The sequence below is a fragment of the Paenibacillus camelliae genome (assembly GCF_023715345.1).
In the GTDB taxonomy this organism is placed as follows: Bacteria; Bacillota; Bacilli; order Paenibacillales; family Paenibacillaceae; genus Pristimantibacillus; species Pristimantibacillus camelliae.
Map to the genome: position 1 here is coordinate 1 of NZ_JAMBNY010000024.1, position 17,885 is coordinate 17,885.

Annotated in this window: 12 protein-coding genes; 11 read left to right on the plus strand and 1 reads right to left on the minus strand. The window is 44.3% G+C overall.

The genetic code is table 11. From position 1 onward, the window contains the following. The 3 genes from M3180_RS21775 to htpG form a co-directional block, all read left to right on the plus strand. Nucleotides 1-1,262 (plus strand): hypothetical protein (locus M3180_RS21775; RefSeq protein WP_251671451.1); only part of this gene is annotated, 1,262 nt, incomplete at its 5' end. 115 nt (nt 1,263-1,377) lie between these two features. Next, nucleotides 1,378-2,556, plus strand: a complete 1,179-nt coding sequence (locus tag M3180_RS21780) for a sn-glycerol-1-phosphate dehydrogenase (RefSeq protein WP_251671454.1) — start codon at nt 1,378-1,380, stop codon at nt 2,554-2,556. 96 nt (nt 2,557-2,652) lie between these two features. Then, on the plus strand, nt 2,653-4,533 hold the full coding sequence (gene htpG, locus M3180_RS21785) for a molecular chaperone HtpG (protein WP_251671456.1): 1,881 nt from the start codon (nt 2,653-2,655) through the stop codon (nt 4,531-4,533). A 71-nt stretch (nt 4,534-4,604) separates the two neighbouring features. Here htpG and M3180_RS21790 read toward each other — a convergent pair whose 3' ends face one another. After that, nucleotides 4,605-5,630, minus strand: coding sequence for a LacI family DNA-binding transcriptional regulator (locus M3180_RS21790; protein ID WP_251671457.1), 1,026 nt, complete (start codon nt 5,628-5,630; stop codon nt 4,605-4,607). Nucleotides 5,631-5,939: 309 nt separating this feature from the next. Between M3180_RS21790 and M3180_RS21795 the strand changes: the two genes are divergently transcribed. The 8 genes from M3180_RS21795 to M3180_RS21830 all read left to right on the plus strand — a co-directional run bounded on the left by M3180_RS21795 (nt 5,940) and on the right by M3180_RS21830 (nt 17,861). Then, nucleotides 5,940-7,304, plus strand: a complete 1,365-nt coding sequence (locus tag M3180_RS21795; RefSeq protein ID WP_251671459.1) for an ABC transporter substrate-binding protein — start codon at nt 5,940-5,942, stop codon at nt 7,302-7,304. Nucleotides 7,305-7,567: 263 nt separating this feature from the next. Then, entirely contained in the window at nt 7,568-10,486 is a 2,919-nt protein-coding gene (locus tag M3180_RS21800) for an extracellular solute-binding protein (protein ID WP_251671461.1), read from the plus strand. Nucleotides 10,487-10,501: 15 nt separating this feature from the next. Continuing rightward, a complete protein-coding gene (locus M3180_RS21805; protein WP_251671463.1) occupies nt 10,502-11,407 on the plus strand; it encodes a carbohydrate ABC transporter permease in 906 nt (301 codons plus the stop codon). After that, nucleotides 11,404-12,276: a carbohydrate ABC transporter permease gene (locus M3180_RS21810; RefSeq protein ID WP_251671465.1), complete on the plus strand. Its 873-nt coding sequence runs from the start codon at nt 11,404-11,406 to the stop codon at nt 12,274-12,276. Before M3180_RS21805 ends, M3180_RS21810 begins: the two co-directional genes overlap by 4 nt. 10 nt (nt 12,277-12,286) lie before the next feature. Beyond that, complete coding sequence (locus M3180_RS21815) at nt 12,287-13,759, plus strand: NHL repeat-containing protein (RefSeq protein WP_251671467.1); 1,473 nt, start codon at nt 12,287-12,289, stop codon at nt 13,757-13,759. After that, complete coding sequence (locus tag M3180_RS21820; protein WP_251671470.1) at nt 13,756-14,376, plus strand: Yip1 family protein; 621 nt, start codon at nt 13,756-13,758, stop codon at nt 14,374-14,376. The genes M3180_RS21815 and M3180_RS21820 overlap by 4 nt, the downstream gene beginning before the upstream one ends. A gap of 18 nt (nt 14,377-14,394) precedes the next feature. Further along, on the plus strand, nt 14,395-16,962 hold the full coding sequence (locus M3180_RS21825; protein WP_251671472.1) for a DUF5696 domain-containing protein: 2,568 nt from the start codon (nt 14,395-14,397) through the stop codon (nt 16,960-16,962). Then, nucleotides 16,962-17,861, plus strand: coding sequence for a carbohydrate ABC transporter permease (locus tag M3180_RS21830; RefSeq protein WP_251671474.1), 900 nt, complete (start codon nt 16,962-16,964; stop codon nt 17,859-17,861). The genes M3180_RS21825 and M3180_RS21830 overlap by 1 nt, the downstream gene beginning before the upstream one ends. Nucleotides 17,862-17,885 lie beyond the last annotated feature (24 nt).

The window sequence follows — 17,885 nt, forward strand, 5'->3', positions numbered from 1 at the left end:
CTCAATTAATTCTTACTCCGAATGTAGCAGGTGCTGATCTTACAGCGGTAACGATAAATGGTGTGGACGTACAAAAGGTTAATGGCAGCTATGTATGGGATTTACCTGAATCGTCATCAGATCTTTATGCGTTGATTGACGTGTATCATCCAAGCTATGGGTCCGCAGAGCTGACGCTTCGCGGCATCGTATCGTATGAACCACCGCCGAGCTGGGAGGATGAAGCAGCACCATTTACGATAGAGCACATGTTACATGGGTATAACAAGACGTTAGGCTATAGCGTGAGTCAGCAGGAATCATTAAGCTTTATGCTTGGTGAAGCCTTGGTCGCTCAAGGTTCAGATCAGCTCGTGATAACTCCTAATGTTACTGATGCTACTATACTAGCAGTTACGATAAACGGGCAGAGCTTGCAAGGTGGTGTTGATCGCTACATGTGGACATTGCCTGAGGAAGTATCAGAGCTAGTCATAGAGATTAACATGTCCCATCCTATCTATGGTAATGAAACATTCACGCTGCACGGAAATGTAGTAATGCCGCAAGTCTGGGATGATGTTGCATATCCGTTGATCATTGACTTTGGAATAGAGGAAGGGGAATACGTCTCTGTCCCATACTCACGCGATGCTAGTGATTCGACACATCTAAATATTAGTGGACCAATTACTGTACTAGAGGAGTCACAATTAAGAATCTATTCCCCAAGTGAAGATTTCATCATCTCATCTGCGGTAATAGGGCCTGAGCAGATACATGAGGTTGAGGGTAATATGATCAGATATCCATTATATCCTGATAGTTCAGATTATCTTATCGTTTCTGTAACGATGAATCATAGTCAATTTGGCGAAAAGGTATTCTCAATGGTCATTGAGACTGTTCCCGATCAGACCGATATGCCAGTAGCCCTATCCTTTGGTGGTCCTGGGATGGCAATGGAGGAATATCAACCGATTTATTATTATATTGAGGGTTATGGCGAGGAATACGAGGGTGTTATAAGCTTCGGCGTAGACAGTCCATACCCGCAGCCATACTTGCGCATTATGCCAAACAAATATTCAATTGTATCACTCATCTATGAAGTTGACGGGGTGCCGATTGAGATCGCACCTGGGAATGCTGAAAATGGCCTTCTGCTACAGGAGATTGTTGTAGTCAATGAATACACGAATTATTTGCTAACCGTACAGGATAAGGATACGTTGGAGCAGAAGGTTTATAAAATTGATGGCTACTTCCATACGGGGCTTTAGCACTTAATAGAATGGAAATTATAAGATAAATAACGTTATAATGGTAGGAGGTCACAGCGATCAATGTAGCTGTAGACCTCCTATTATTTATTAGAGTCACTGAGGAGGGGAAGCAGTGCGATATGAACAGAGCATTATCTCCATATTGAATGGGTTAGATCAGGAGACGAGAGAGAGTATCGGAATGGATACGATTGTAATTGAAGCGGGAGCGTTAAGCAAGGCGGCTTCATATATCGCGAAGCACTTCTCTTCGGTCATGATTGTTGTAGACGACAACACCTATCGCGTCGCAGGTAAGCAGCTTGAGCAACTTCTAGCAGAGCAGCAGGTAGACCGGGTGAATACAGTGTTCATAACACCGAATCATGTAGGTGACGTCGTCGCAGATGAGCAATCATTAGTCGAATTAATGTTAGCAGCCAAGCAACGTCAGCCGGATGTGCTCGTGGCAGTAGGCAGTGGAACAATTCATGATATTACGAGAATGGTAGGCTATACGCTCGAGCTTCCTTTCATATCGATTCCTACAGCTCCTTCTGTTGATGGCTTCAACTCTAAAGGAGCGCCTATTATTCTGCGGGGTGAGAAGAAAACGATTGTATCGATCGGGCCGAATGCAGTATTTGCCGATCTACATATATTGAAGTCAGCTCCTCGAGAGCTTATAGCCGCTGGCTTTGGCGATATACTAGGAAAGTATACTTCATTGTTCGATTGGACATTCGGGCGAATAACGAATGAAGAGCCCTATATGGAGCAGGCTTATATCATTACAAAGCAAGCCCTTAATAGATGTGTAGGTGCAGTAGAGCTGATTGAGCAAGGAGAGGAACAAGGAATTGCCAGCTTGATGAGCGGTTTAATCGAGTCAGGCATTGCCATGCTTATATTCGGAAAATCTCACCCTGCATCTGGGGCTGAGCACCATGTTTCTCATTACTGGGAAATGGACTTCATTAAGAAGGGAAAACGACAGCTGCTGCACGGCGCGAAGGTTGGGGTAAGCTGTACGATGATTGCTGAGCTATACCATCAATTGTCGGCAGAGGACTTTGGACTTCAGCCTGACGTTCGTGAATCGGTACGTAATCATTGGCAAGTTATTAAACGCGGGATCAACGATATTCCAACCGCTAATGAGCTTAGAGCGTTACTGGCTAAAGTGGGAGGTCCGGCAACCATTGAACAGCTTGGCATTGCTAAGGAGCTGGCTGAGCAGGCGCTGCGCGAGGCTCACCGTGTACGACCGGAGCGGTATACATTGCTTCATGCGTATAACACAGCTCGTTGACAACTAAATTCATAGTATGGTATATATTTTATAAGATTAGCACTCTAGCATACTGAGTGCTAACAACTTATGGGTTGAAGGGAGAAATAATCGACGATGGCTAAAAAGCAGTTCAAAGCAGAATCTAAACGATTGCTGGAGATGATGATTAACTCCATTTATACACAGAAGGAAATCTTTTTAAGAGAGCTTCTGTCCAATGCTAGTGATGCGATTGATAAAATTTACTATAAAGCATTAACAGACGACACACTCGTATTCAACAAAGAAGACTATTTCATTAAAATTGCTGTAGACGCTAACGCTCGCACGATTACGATTACCGATACAGGAATCGGTATGACTAAGGAGGAGCTAGACAACAACCTTGGCGTAATTGCGAAAAGTGGATCACTAGCATTTAAAAAGGAAAATGAAGCTCAAGATGGGCATAACATTATTGGGCAATTTGGTGTTGGCTTCTATTCTGCATTTATGGTTGCAGACAAGCTCGTTGTTACTTCACGAGCACTAGGAAGTGAAGAGGCATACCGCTGGATCTCTGCTGGTGCTGACGGCTATACGATTGAGTCAGCTGAGAAGGACACAGTAGGTACTGAAATTGTAATGCATATTAAGGAAAATTCAGAGGAAGAGCAATATGACGAGTATTTGGAGCCTTATCGCCTAAAGGCTATCGTTAAAAAGTACTCTGATTTTATCCGTTATCCGATCAAAATGGATATGACGACACAGAAGCCGAAAGCAGATGCAGAGGGTGAGTTTGAGGAGGTGACAGAGGAACAAGTACTCAACAGTATGGTTCCGATCTGGCGCCGTAACAAAAGCGAGCTAACCGATGAAGATTACAACCAATTTTATATGGATAAGCGCTATGGCTTCGACAAGCCACTAAAGCATGTACATATTAGTGCTGATGGTGCGGTTGTGTACAATGCGATTTTATTTGTTCCAGAAAGCGCTCCTTACGATTACTATACGAAGGAATTCGAAAAAGGGCTTGAGCTGTACTCCAATGGCGTATTAATTATGGAAAAATGCGGAGATTTGCTGCCTGATTATTTCAGCTTCGTGAAGGGTATGGTTGACTCTGAGGATCTGTCGCTTAATATTTCGCGTGAGCTTCTGCAGCATGACCGTCAGCTTAAGCTGATCGCTAAAAATATTAAAAACAAAATCAAATCAATGCTGCAGTCCATGCTTAAAGACGAGCGTGAGAGCTATGAAAAGTTCTTCGAAGCATTTGGCCGTCAGCTAAAATTTGGTGTTTATAATGATTATGGCATGAATAAAGGAGATCTACAGGATCTGTTGATCTTCACCTCCTCCAAGGACAAAAAGCAGGTCAGCCTTGCTGAGTATGTTGAACGTATGCCTGAGGAGCAAAAATATATTTATTATGCTACGGGTGAATCTGTTGCACGTATTGAAAAATCCCCACAGCTGGAGGTCGTGTTAGATAAAGGCTATGAGGTGCTATATTTAACCGATGATATCGATGAGTTCGCGATAAAAATCATTGCGAATTACAAGGAGAAGGAATTCCGCAACGTAGCAAGTGGAGATCTTGGCTTTGAGGCAAACGAGAACGACGACCAGTCTGAGGCGGAGAATGAGGAAGCGAAGGAGCTGTTTGAGCGTATGAGCTCGCTGCTTGATGGTAAAGTAAAAGCAGTAAAAGCTTCTAAGCGTCTAAAAAGCCACCCTGTTTGCTTGTCCTCTGAAGGTGAGCTTTCCATCGAGATGGAGAAGATTCTTCAAGCGATGCCTGATGCAGGCGGCGTTAAAGCAGATAAGGTGCTTGAGATTAACATTAATCATGATGTATATAGTGCATTGAAAAATGCATTTGAGCAGGATCAAGAAAAGTTCGGTCTCTATACACAGCTTCTTTACAGCCAGGCGCTGCTCATCGAGGGTCTGTCCATTGATGATCCAGTGGAGCTAAGCAATAATATCTGCAAAGTAATGGTTTAAGCTACAGACATTAAGAAATAAATTTAAGCCGCTCTACGCTTGTAAAAGTGTAGAGCGGCTTTTTGTTAAGTCTAGGACCGAATGCTAGAAAAATGCTTATTAACAATTAGATCAGCATGCAACAGCTTTCGCTCATACGGCTGATCAGGATTCATAATGCGCCATAGCAGCTGCTCAACGGAGCGCTTTCCTAAAAGCTCCTTCTTAACATTCATCGTTGCATATAGCGGAAGCCCTGGATGAGTATAGTCGAAGCCTGTAAAAATGCAGTCACGCGGTACTTCATAGCCAGCATGTCCTAATGCCTCTATCGTAAAATCAGCATAGATGTCATTAGCACATACAAAAACCTCTGGCAGCCCATCCTCCTCAAGCACCTTAGGAATGACCGTGTGGATATCCTCCACTTCCTCGGAAATTAATCGAAAATTTTGCTTCAGTGGAATATTCCGTTCCTCAAGTGAACTTCGGAATGCAATCCAGCGTTCCTTAAAGCTAGGCGCTTCTTGAATATTGCCGATAAATTGAAAGCGACGATATCCTGCCTGGCACAGTTCATTCATAATTTGCGAGATTGCTCCCATGTTGTCACTGAATATAGAATCGCATACAAATTCATGATCGCTGTGATCAACCATAACGACCGGAATGCTGCTTCGTTTTAATTCAAGCAGAAGAGATGTAGATATGGAACCCACGGATATAATGCCCTGTATAGCTCCTGGATTGAGCAAGGTAAAGATCGAATCATTACTAGGCTCCGTTAACGTTAAAATATTGAAGCCTTTTTTATTCAATGCTGAGGATATACCATTGAAAATCGGTCCCCAATATAATGAATCTGTATTTTGATATCGAACGTCAGGGAATAGAATAAGCACAGTGCCGCTCCAGCTACCATCACTGGAAGGCGGAGGTGCCGACTGCTGACGAGTGATCGTCCTCGTGGAGAAATAACCTAGATGCTCTGCAGTCTGAATGATATATTGCCTGGTTTCTGAACTTACTCCTGATTTACCTGCTAATGCTCTAGAGACAGCATATTTAGACAGGCCAGTTGCATCTGCGATTTCTTGAATGGTAACCTTTTTCCGCACAATACCACAACTCTCCGTTTTTGTTATTTTTGTTATCTTCAACATAACATGTTATTCTCGTTATTGCAATAATATTCTTAGAGAACGCACTATTTGCTGTGAAATGCGATAAATTATTATTTTTTATTTTGCTTATTGACCTAAATGTTATGCGCATGTTAATATTTGTTATGTAAGGAAGCGCTAACAAAATAACAAACATAACAATTATTGTTTTGTTATGATGGTTAGTTTCTTCATAGTATAACTTCATTTGTCCTATTTTGTTATTGCATACCTGGAACAACAATAAAAATGGGAGGTTAAAAAATGCGTAAATTGAAAGGGTTTTCATTTTTGTTGATCTGCTTCATGGTTGTTCTATCTGCTTGCAGCGGAGGGAATAGCAATTCAGGAAATGCAACACCAACACCATCACCATCGCCAGTAAGCGAGGAAACAGCAACACCAGAACCATCAGAGACAGTAGAAGAAGAGACATATGATCTCGGTGGTCGCGTCATTAAAATTGCTGCTTGGTGGGATCTAACACCAGCTGGCACAACACAATCTGATATTAACCGCTTAGCGAAAATCGAAGAGGTTGAAAAGAAATACAACGTAAAGATTGAATTTGTAACTGTGCCATTTGAAGAAATGGTTCCAAACTTTACGAACAGCGTATTAGCGGGTGAGCCGTTCGCTGATATTGTACAGCTCGAGTATAAGGCAGCACTTCCACTTATTAATAAAGGACTTATTCTACCGATTAGTGAGTTTACGAATGAAAACCACAACATTAACAATGAAGCGAATCTGCTAACGAAGTACTCCCCGCTAGCGGGCGACTACTATGGCTTTGATAATCCGGTCGCAATCGGTGCAGGTCTTCACTACAATCGCGATCTATTCAAGGAGCTCAATCTAGAAGATCCTAAGGAGCTATATGAGCGTGGGGAATGGACATGGGATAAGTTTTTAGAGCTGGCTAAGACAGCAACGAAGGATACAAACAATGATGGGAAAAATGATGTGTGGGGCTTCGCAGCATGGTCGGTTGATGCATATAAGCATTTTGCAGTATCAAACGGCGTTCACATCGTAGATGAAGAGAATTTAGTAGAGGGATTAACAAGTCCTGGTTCTATTAAAACTGCAGAGTTTTTGAACCAGCTGTATAACGTAGATAAGGTTGTAAAAGTAAGCACTGGCGATCCGATGAACTGGGAGGAATCCAATACCTTCAAAGAAGGCGATGTTGCCATGTTCACGGTTGCGGAATGGAATCTTGGAGGCTTGAACTTTGAATTCGGTATAGTTCCAATTCCAAAAGGTCCAGACCAAACAACGTCTTACACCTATGCGAATTCAGCCGCTGCAGCCAAATTTATTGGTAAAGGTGTAAAGGACCCTGATCTGGTCTACCAAATTTTCGAAGAAACCTTCGATATTCCAATGCTTGAGGAGTACCCAGGACAAGACTATCTTGAAAGCATTTATAGCTATGAGGATGACGTTATGATGCTTCGTGATCATATTGCAGGCACAGGCTTAATTACTGTAGATGAGGCATTCCCTGACTTCCCTACGTGGGCATTTGTCAATGATGTTGTCGTGAATCAAATTTCACCAGCTGCGGCAGCTGAAACCTATAAAGGTCCTGCAGCAGAGTCTTTAACGAAGCTAGGTCAGTAATGTAGTATTAGAGTTCTCTGAAAAGTAGACATCTTTAATAGTTAGCTCAAGCTCATAGTGAGCGAAGAAGCAATGAGATTCTGAAAAACGACAGTGCTCGCCTTTGAAGCCTGATTCTACCTTATTTATTAGAGGAATCAGGCTTCAGGCATTAAACGCGAGTGGAAGAACGCTTTGCTCCGTAGCGGCTCCGTTTGGATTAACTAACTATCAAGTACTTTCCAGACAACTCTGCTTAGAGGCGGGATTGAGGAGGTAATGTGGTGAACCGTCAGCATCGAAACCCTAAGTCGGTTGCAATAGTGATTGGTGTATGTGTTTTGCTATGCGCTGTACTTATTATCTTAAATTTGCTTTCTGATAACAAACCGTTGGATGCGGCTGCTAAAACTCCGTATGAAGGGAAGCTGCGTCATAGTGAGAATAGCTACGCCGCCTATATCGCGCAGTATGAACATGAACCAAAGGCTGAGCAAGACATTATTATTGATGCAGCACAATATTCGAGATTGCTCGGTGACGACTTTGAAGTGCTTGATAGCTTTGAAGGAATGCAAGGATCTTCATTATGGACAGGTGAGACGGGTGAGGTCGAGTGGAGCTTTACAGCACCAGCAAGTGGTCTATATACGATGGAGCTGCTTTATTATCCGGTTGCGGGCAAAAGCTCAGCAATCGAGCGCATTGTGAAGCTAGATGGGAAAGTGCCGTTTGAAGAGGCGCAGTTTATTCAGTTTGACCGGATTTGGAACAATGAGCTGGACACGATCAAGGTTGATAATCAAGGCAATGAGCTGAGACCACGACAAGTGGAGTATCCAGAGTGGACAACGAAGGTAGTTCAGGATTCCAATGGCTACATAACAGAGCCGTTCCAATTTTATATTACAAAAGGAACACATACGTTGTCATTTCAAGCCTCGCGTGAGCCTGTCGTTATGAAAGAGATTCGTTTGAAGCAGCAGCCAGCACTGCCTAGCTATGACGAGCTTAAGCAGCAATATGAGCAGCAAGGCATTCAAATGACCTCAGGGATAGAGCTTCGAATTGAAGGCGAGGCAGCAATTAAAAAATCATCTCCGACGTTATATCCTGTGAGCGAACGTACTAGTGCAGCGGTATCTCCGTATAGCGCTTCTCTAATCAAAATAAATACGATAGGTGGCTACAATTGGCGCTTGCCTGGTCAATGGATCGAGTGGGAGATCGATGTGCCCGAGGATGGTCTATATGAGCTGTCCTTTATTGCGCAGCAAAACTGGGTGAGAGGAATCTACTCCACTCGAAAGCTTTACATTGACGGAGTCGTACCTTTTGAGGAAATGAATCAAGTCGGGTTTAAGTATAAAAGCGGATATCGTCTTGACACGCTAGGTGAGGATGATGAGCCTTATCTTTACTACTTCACAGCTGGCAAGCATACGCTCCGCTTGGAAAATACATTGGGACCTTTTGCAGAGCTGATCTCAGAGGTGGAGGACTCCCTATATGAGCTGAACTCGCTATATCGTAGCATTCTGATGATTACGGGTACGAAGCCTGATGAATATCGAGACTATCAGCTAACTAGTAAGATCCCTAATTTAATAGAAACATTAACCTTTGAACGAGATCGCTTATCCGATGTAGCTGCTCATCTAAAGCAGCTTGCAGGAGGAACAAGTGATCAAGAAGCACTATTGAAATCAATGGCCATTCAGCTTGGCGAGATGATTGAAAAGCCAGACAATATTCATCGCAAGCTAACCGATTACAAAACCAATACTGGTGGTCTAGGAACTTGGGTGCAGCAGGCAAGAGAGCACCCGCTTGAGATTGATGCAATTATTTTAAGCTCACCAGATACAAAGGTGAAGGTACAGGGCTTAAGTGTTGCTTCCAAGCTGAAGCATGAAATGCAAACGTTCTTCAACTCTTTCTTTATTGACTACAACAGTATTGGAAACGTATCCGATCAAAAGGATCAGCGCACGATTACTGTATGGATCGGAAGCGGTCGAGATCAAGCCAATACGATGAAGGCGATGATTGACGAAACCTTTACCTCACAGACGGGAATTAATGTCAATCTGAAGCTAGTCCAGATGCACACACTGCTCCCAGCAACGCTTGCCGGTCAAGGACCTGATGTCGCGATGCAGATCGACAATGACATACCGGTTAACTTTGCGATGAGAAATGCAGCAGCGGATCTAACCCAATTTGCCGATTATGCTGAAGTAGCTAAACGCTTCCGCAGCAGCGCAGTCGTTCCATATCAGTATACAAACGGCGTCTATGCGCTGCCAGAGCAGCAAACATTCAATATGCTGTTTTATCGAAAGGATGTACTGGAGGAGCTGGAGCTAGAGGTTCCAAAGACATGGGATGAAGTATCTGCGATGCTCGCTGTGTTGAGCAAAAATCATATGGCGTTTGGATTGCCACAGGTTCAGCAGGCCGCGATTCAAGGCCAAAATATTCCGCCAAACTCATTATACGCTGCACTATTGTTCCAAAACGGAGGACAATTCTACCGTAACGATGGCAAAGAGTCGGATCTAGATTCGCGCGTCGCGATTGAAACCTTCAAGCAGTGGACGGAATATTACACCGACTACAAGCTGGAGCGTGAGTATGACTTCGCCAATCGCTTCCGTACAGGAGAAATGCCAATCGGTATTGCAGACTATACCATTTATAATCAGCTGACGGTTTTCGCGCCTGAAATCCGTGGACTATGGGGATTTGCACCTATTCCAGGTACAGTACAGCCTGATGGAACGATTAATAACCAGGTGCCTAGCGGTGGCTCGGCAGTCATGATGCTAGAAAGCGCAGAGGATAAGGAAGCTGCTTGGGAGTTTATGAAGTGGTGGACGAGTGATGATACGCAGGCGAAGTTTGGCCGCGAGATGGAAGGGCTAATGGGAGCAGCCGCGCGTTATCCTACAGCGAACATTAATGCACTGGATAGTCTTCCATGGCCAGTTGCTGACTATGAACAGCTGAAGGAGCAGTTCGACCATGTGGTCGGCATTCCAGAGGTGCCAGGAGGCTACTTTACTGGTCGTCATCTATTCAACGCCTTCTACAAAACCGTGATTGGTGAGGTCGAAGCACGGGAGGCGCTAATGGACTATGTGGAGTACATTCAAGACGAAATCGAGAACAAGCGCGAAGAATTTGGCTTGCCACAATAAGGAGGGGCTTGCGGCATGTCTAACTGGTGGAGCTTAAAGGTTAGCGAAATAAAAAAGAGCAAGCACTCCTATGTGCTTCTCGCGCCTTATATGATACTTTTTGCCGTATTTACGGTGTTGCCGGTCATTATGTCAATGGTTTTAAGCTTTACGTACTTTAATATGCTTGAATTTCCTAAGTTTATTGGCTGGCACAACTATTCTAGATTGTTCCTAGAGGATGATATCTTTCTAATCGCTATAAAAAATACAATACTGTTTGCTGTCATTACAGGCCCGGTCAGCTATATTGCCTGCTTTGTGTTTGCATGGATCATTAATGAGCTGTCCCCGAAGCTGCGTGCCTTTATGACGCTTGTGTTTTACGCACCTTCGATCTCGGGCAATGTGTTTTTCATATGGCTGATGATCTTTTCCGGTGATCGCTACGGCATAATGAACGGCCTGCTATTGAAGCTCGGTATTCTGATGGAGCCGATTCAGTGGTTGAAGGAAGAGCAGTATATATTAGCCATCATCATAATTGTGCAGCTGTGGCTGTCCCTCGGTACAGGCTTCCTTGCCTTTATCGCAGGACTTCAGACGGTTGACCGCACATTGTATGAGGCTGGAGCAGTGGACGGCATTCGTAATCGCTGGCAGGAGCTATGGTACATTACGCTGCCTTCAATGCGTCCGCAGCTTATGTTCGGCGCTGTTATTCAGATCACGACATCACTTGCAGTATCGGATGTATCGATTGCCTTAGCAGGGTTTCCAAGCGTCAACTATGCCGCCGAAACGATCGTTACACATCTGATCGACTACGGTACGACACGCTTTGAGATGGGCTTTGCCTCTTCGATTGCTACCGTACTATTTATCATCATGCTGAGCACGAACCTTATTGTGCAAAAACTATTACGTAAGGTAGGTGAATGAGCATGCCCTTTTCTTTCAAATTGCGCACTAAAAGGGTAAATCGCTCGTTCTGGGGAAGCTTTAGCTTATTTACAGTATTAGCTTTCTTTGGAGCTTTCATGGTTTTGCCTTTGGTGTATGCCATTAATAATGCATTTAAGCCGTTAGACGAGATCTTTCTATTCCCACCGACCTTATTTGTTCGAAACCCGACATTGAATAACTTTAGTGATTTGTTGAATTTGCTCGGTGAGTCATGGGTACCGTTTAGCCGTTATATATTCAATACCGTTTTTATTACGTTAACCGGTGTCATTGGGCATGTGATCTTCGCTTCAGCAGCTGCCTTTCCGCTTGCGAAGCATCGCTTCCCAGGTAAAAAGTCTTTGTTCCAAGTCGTTGTGCTTTCTCTAATGTTTACACCGGCAGTTACAGCGATTCCGAACTATATGGTAATGAGCTGGCTAGGCTTAATTGACACGTATTGGGCTGTCATCGTGCCTGCGTTTTCCTATTCACTAGGTCTGTATCTAATGAAGCAGTTTATGGAGCAAATGCCGGATGCACTGCTAGAAGCAGCAAAAATTGATGGAGCAAGCGAGTATCGAATCTTTTGGACGATTGTAATGCCGAATGTAAAGCCAGCTTGGCTGACACTCGTTATTCTTCAATTTCAAATCCTGTGGGGAAGTGACGGGAATGGCTTTATCTATAGCGAGCAGCTGAAAAGTCTTCACTTTGCCGCTAATCAAATTATTTACGGGGGCATAGCGAGAGCAGGCGCGGCTGCAGCGGTCGCATTAATATTAATGAGCGTACCGATTACGTTATTCGTATTTTCACAAAGTAAAATCATTGAGACGATGGCATCCTCCGGGATGAAGGACTAGGAGGGATATGATGAGGATCAAAGCAATGGTTTCAGCTATCGTCATGGCCTCCGTGCTCTTTACTACTGCATGGATAGATGTCGTTCACGCGAGTACACCCTATGAAGCCTACAACTATAACTACTGGGAGGAAGCAGTTGCATCTCCTGCAGCGTTCGTACCAAGTCGAACAGTAGGAGGGAGCGACCTAGGCATCGAGCCATTTCTGGAGCCTAATGATATGGTCATCGCCCCAAGCGGGAATATCTATGTGGCAGATACGGGGAATAAGCGAATCGTCGTTATACGCCCAGATTGGTCACTTGATCGAATCATTGATTCCGTGGAGGGCATCGGCGCATTTGGCACGGTTAGCGGCTTGTATGTAGACGAGGATGAGACGTTGTATATCGCTGATAGCGGGCTTGGAAAGCTGATCGTGCTCAATAAAGATGGATCTGTAAAGCTTATTATCGACAATCCACAATCGGACATTATCGCTGCAGGCTTTAAATTCACTCCGACGAAGGTAGCAGTAGATGATGCGAAGCGGATGTATGTTGTCGCAAGCGGAGTGTTTGAAGGCATTATGCAGTTTGATACCGATGGTGAGTTTCTAGGCTATATCGGAACGAATGAAGTGAAGCGTGATTATTACGAAATTATATGGAGACTTTTTTCAACCAAGGAGCAGCGCAGTCAGATGGTGTTGTTCATTCCAACTGAATTTTCGAATTTAGATATTGATCATAAGGGTTTCGTCTACGCGACAAATATCGACTTGAACTCACCAACACCGATTAAACGTCTTAATCCTTCAGGCGAGGATGTCCTAAAGCGATTTGGTTACTTTCATGTGAAGGGTGATATTCGATTCCGCTCCTCTGTTGGACCTTCGATTTTTATCGATATTAAATACTTAGGTGATGGTATCTACAGCGCGCTAGACAGCAATCAGGGGAGAATCTTCACGTACGACGCTGAAGGGAATCTACTCTTCATCTATGGCATGCACGCTAACCAGAACGGAACCTTCAAAACTCCTGTAGCGGTCGAATACGACGGAGTGAATCAGCTTGTGCTTGATCGAGCGAAAGCTAATATTCACGTGTTTAAGCCAACCATGTTTGGCGAGCTGGTACTAGAGGCTTCAAGGCTTCATTATAACGGCTATAGTGAGGAAGCAGTGCCCGTATGGCAGCAAGTGCTAGACCTTAATAGCAATTATGATATTGCCTATATTGGAATTGGACGCTCTCTTGTCATGTCCAAGCGTAATGAAGAAGCAATATTTTATTTCAAGCAGGGAATGGAGCGGGATCAATACTCGGTAGCCTATAAACGTTACCGTCGCGAGGAAATGAAGGAGCAGTTCGGTACGATTATGACAACCATCGTCATTGCAGCGGTAATGATCATCGGCTTAATGATATGGCGTAAGGTTCGTAGCAAGCGACAAGGTCGTACTGCAACGTATTCTGCTGGGAGGGATCAGGCGTTATGAAGCAGGAGCTAATCAGATTTCCATTTCAAGTCATCTTTAAGCCATTCAGTAGCTTTTGGGACTTGAAGTACGATAATAAGGGCAGCATGAAGGCTTCATATCTGCTTATCGCATTTACGATTATTGCGTTTATTTTGCAAAAGCAGTATGCGGGCTTTCTCGTCAACTATACCGATCCTCGTGCCATTAATAGCATTATGGACATCATTACCGTTGTCATTCCTTTTGTGCTATGGGTTGTTGCGAATTGGTCGATTACGACACTGATGGATGGCGAAGGAAAATTTACCGAAATTGTTAAGGTAACTGCTTATTCTTTGACACCAATTGTTATTGTGTATATTCCGATGACCTTCATTAGTCGCTATATGGCACAGGAGGAGACAGCCTTTTACTACTTGATGCTGTCCATTGCTTCCTTATGGTTTATGTGGCTGCTGTTTGTCGGCATTATGACGATTCATCAATATACCGTGATGAAAACGATTGTGACGATGGTGCTTACCATTATTGTGATGGGGATTATCGTTTTTCTAGGGGCATTGGTGTTGAGCATGCTTCAGCAAATCTATGATTTTATTTATAACATATACCGAGAGTTGCTGTTCAGAACGTAGAAAGGGGGCAGCCAAACGATGAAAAAGAGATGGTATATGATATTCGGTGCTCTCCTTTCTATAGGAGTGATCATCGGTATCGTGTGGATGATGAATCGAGGAGTGCCTGCAATTAGTACTGCGGCTTATTCTTATTCTGCTGAGCCAGAAGCGGGCAGCGAGCTGCAAAGTGTTCCAGCAGGAGATCAAGTACAAATAGCAGGGATGAAGGTGGTCGCGCAAAACGATCAGCTTGCGCTTCACTATAATAAAGAAACGTCAGAGATTGCAGTCACCGATCGAGCAAGCAGACAGACGTGGTACAGCAATCCTATCGATCGCCTAGAGGATTCGATGGCATCGCAGTACGAGCAGAGCATGCTGTCCTCTCAGCTAGTTTTGCAGTACCGTGACCTGGAAGGGAATTTATATACGTATACGAATCACGAGAAAAGTATAGCTAACGAGCAGTTTCAGGCGGAATCGATCGCAGATGGTCTTAGAGTGATCTATACGATGGGAGATGTATCGAAGGGTGTCGATGCATTGCCCAAATATATTAGCAAGGAACGCTTCGAGACGCTTATATTAGCCAAGCTGCCAGAAGGAACGGCGAATTATGTCAGTGCGAGATATATAGAGTCCAAGGATCGACCAGGAGTTATGGAGCGACTTGATGCACAGGTAGAGAAGAAGCTCGTTCTAAACAAAATGATTGCCGCCTTCGAGGAGGCAGGCTATACCGAGGAGGATCTTGCCTTTGATGAGGCAGAGCAGGGAGGCGGCGCTGGTGCAGTGGCAGAGAAGCCTGCCTTTACGATCGCCATAGAATATCGGCTAATCGACAATGATCTAGTCGTTACCGTTCCAGCATCCTATATTCAAGAGACTTCCAGCTATCTCATACGAAGCATTGATGTGTTGCCATTCTTCGGAGCAGCTGGCTCTCAAGGAGAGGGCTACATGCTCGTACCTGATGGCTCTGGCAGCCTCATTTACTTGAATAATGGAAAGGTAAAGGATGAGCAATATGTACAGCGCATCTATGGAGACGATCCGAACAATACACGCTGGGCAAGAGGAATGGTAAGCGAAAGCGCTCGGATGCCGGTTTTTGGTCTGAAAAATGGTGATGCAGCTTGGTTTGCTGAAGTGACGCTTGGCGAGGCAAATGGTAGTGTAACAGCCTCTGTTGGCGGCATACGCAACAGCTACAACAACGTTTATGCATCGTTCAGCCTGCGTGGTGAGGATTGGCTAGAGATGTATACGGGAACGAAGTACCAAGAAATTCAAATTTTGAATGCTCAGCGCTTTAATGAGGATGTGCAGGTTCGCTACAGCTTCTTAGCAGGTGAGGAAGCAAGCTATAGTGGAATGGCAGCTAATTATCGCGAGCATCTTATCGAAGCGGGTGTGCTGAAGCCGTTAGAGCAGATGGATTCCATTCCATTCTATCTCGATGTGCTCGGCTCTTACGATAAGCGAACCTCGTTTTTAGGTGTGCCATACAAGAAGGTGCATTCCTTAACAACCTTCGAGCAGGCAGGCACAATTGTCGATCAGCTGTCAGCACAGGGAGTTCAAGATATTAATATGAGGTACATCGGATGGTTTAACCGAGGCATTAAGCATAAAACGCCAGAAAAGCTTCGCTTAGATTCTGTACTAGGGGATAAGCAAGACTTACAGCGGCTAGCAAGCAAGCTGGAGGAAGCAGGCGGAAAGCTATATCCAGACGTTGCATTCCAGTACATTTACAACGATGATCTGAACTTTACTCCTGCCTCTGATGCAGCACGCTTTGTTACGAGAGATGTGGCTGAGCTGCATCCGTACAATCGAGCATTAAATCGAATGGATCCATTGAAGGGCTCTTACTACCTACTGTCAGCTGCAAAGCTTCCTCATTATGTCGATAAGTTTATGCAGTCCTATACGAGCAAATTGGATCTGTCTGGCGTATCACTGCGTGATCTTGGTGATGTTGTTGGCGCGGATTATCGCGTATCGCGTGTCATTCATCGAGATACAGCAAAGCAAATTGTACAGCAATCGTTAGCAAAGCTTGCTGAAGCCAATGACACCATCATCGTTGGCGGTCATGCCTACGCATGGGCTTATGCGGATCATCTCATCGATGTCCCTGCTTCATCAAGCAGCTTTAGCATTACGGATGAGAGTGTTCCATTCTATCAAATGGTGCTTCACGGTTACCTTCCGTATGCGGGAGATGCGATTAATATTTCAGATGAGCAGAATGTAGAGGAGCAGCTGCTTCGTTCAATTGAGCAGGGTTCGTATCCACACTTTGTATGGAGCTATGATCACTCTTCAGAGCTGAAGTTCACTGCCTACGATGAGTATTTTTCTACTCACTATGAGATATGGCTTGAAAAAGCAGCTGCGATGTATAAGGAAGCAAGTGCGGTGTTGGCACCGGTAAGTGCATCTCATATGCAGGAGAGGATCGTTCATAAGCCAGGAGTTATCGAGGTTAAATACGACAATGGAACCTCTATCCTAGTAAATTATACAGAGCAGGAAGCTATCGTAAACGGCGTTAAGGTCGCACCAAGACATTATGGAATAGGCGGTGATCAGTGATGAAATGGAATTCAATGTCTCTACATCGGAAGCGATCCATGCTCGGTTTTGTCTTTATCGCCCCGTGGCTTATTGGATTTTTATTCTTATACTTAACACCGCTTGTTCAATCGTTAATGTTTAGCTTCACGAAGCTTGTGATACAGCCTGTTGGTTATTCCTTGGAGCCGATTGGCTTCGAGAATTTCCGTAATGCACTGCTGGTAGATGCTAACTTCAACCGCGTCATTACGAGCTCGGTATCGCAAATGCTTATTAGTGTACCGATGATATTGTTCTTTAGCTTATTTTCAGCGACGCTGCTTAATCAAAAATTTCGCGGTCGTACATTAGCACGAGCAATCTTCTTCCTGCCAGTTATTCTTGCATCCAATGCGATTGCTTCTGCCGAGCAGGCCGGACTTATTAACTTAATTGGCAGCGGGGCATATCTGGATGAAATGCAGGCAGATCTATCCTCCTACAATATTACATCGATTGTGTATATGCTGATGGATGTAGGAATCCCTCGCTCCTTTGTCGATTATATCGTGTCTGCCATTCTTGGAATCTATGACATTATTACAAGCTCAGGCGTACAGATCCTCATCTTTCTTGCTGCATTGCAGGCTGTGCCTAGCTCAATGTATGAGGTTGCGAAAATGGAAGGTGCGACGGCCTATGAGTGCTTTTGGAAAATTACCTTTCCAATGGTTAGTCCGTTAATTTTAACGAATATCATCTATACGATTATCGACTCCTTTACGGGCAGCCCAGTGACGACACTCATCTACTCGGTTGCATTCGAAACTCAAAACTTTGGTTTGAGTGCAGCGATGAGCTGGATCTATACGATCATCGTCGCGCTAATCCTCGTTATCGTTGGATTCGTATTGTCGAAGCGAATTCATTACAATTGAGCGTCAGCGAAAGAAAGAAGGTGG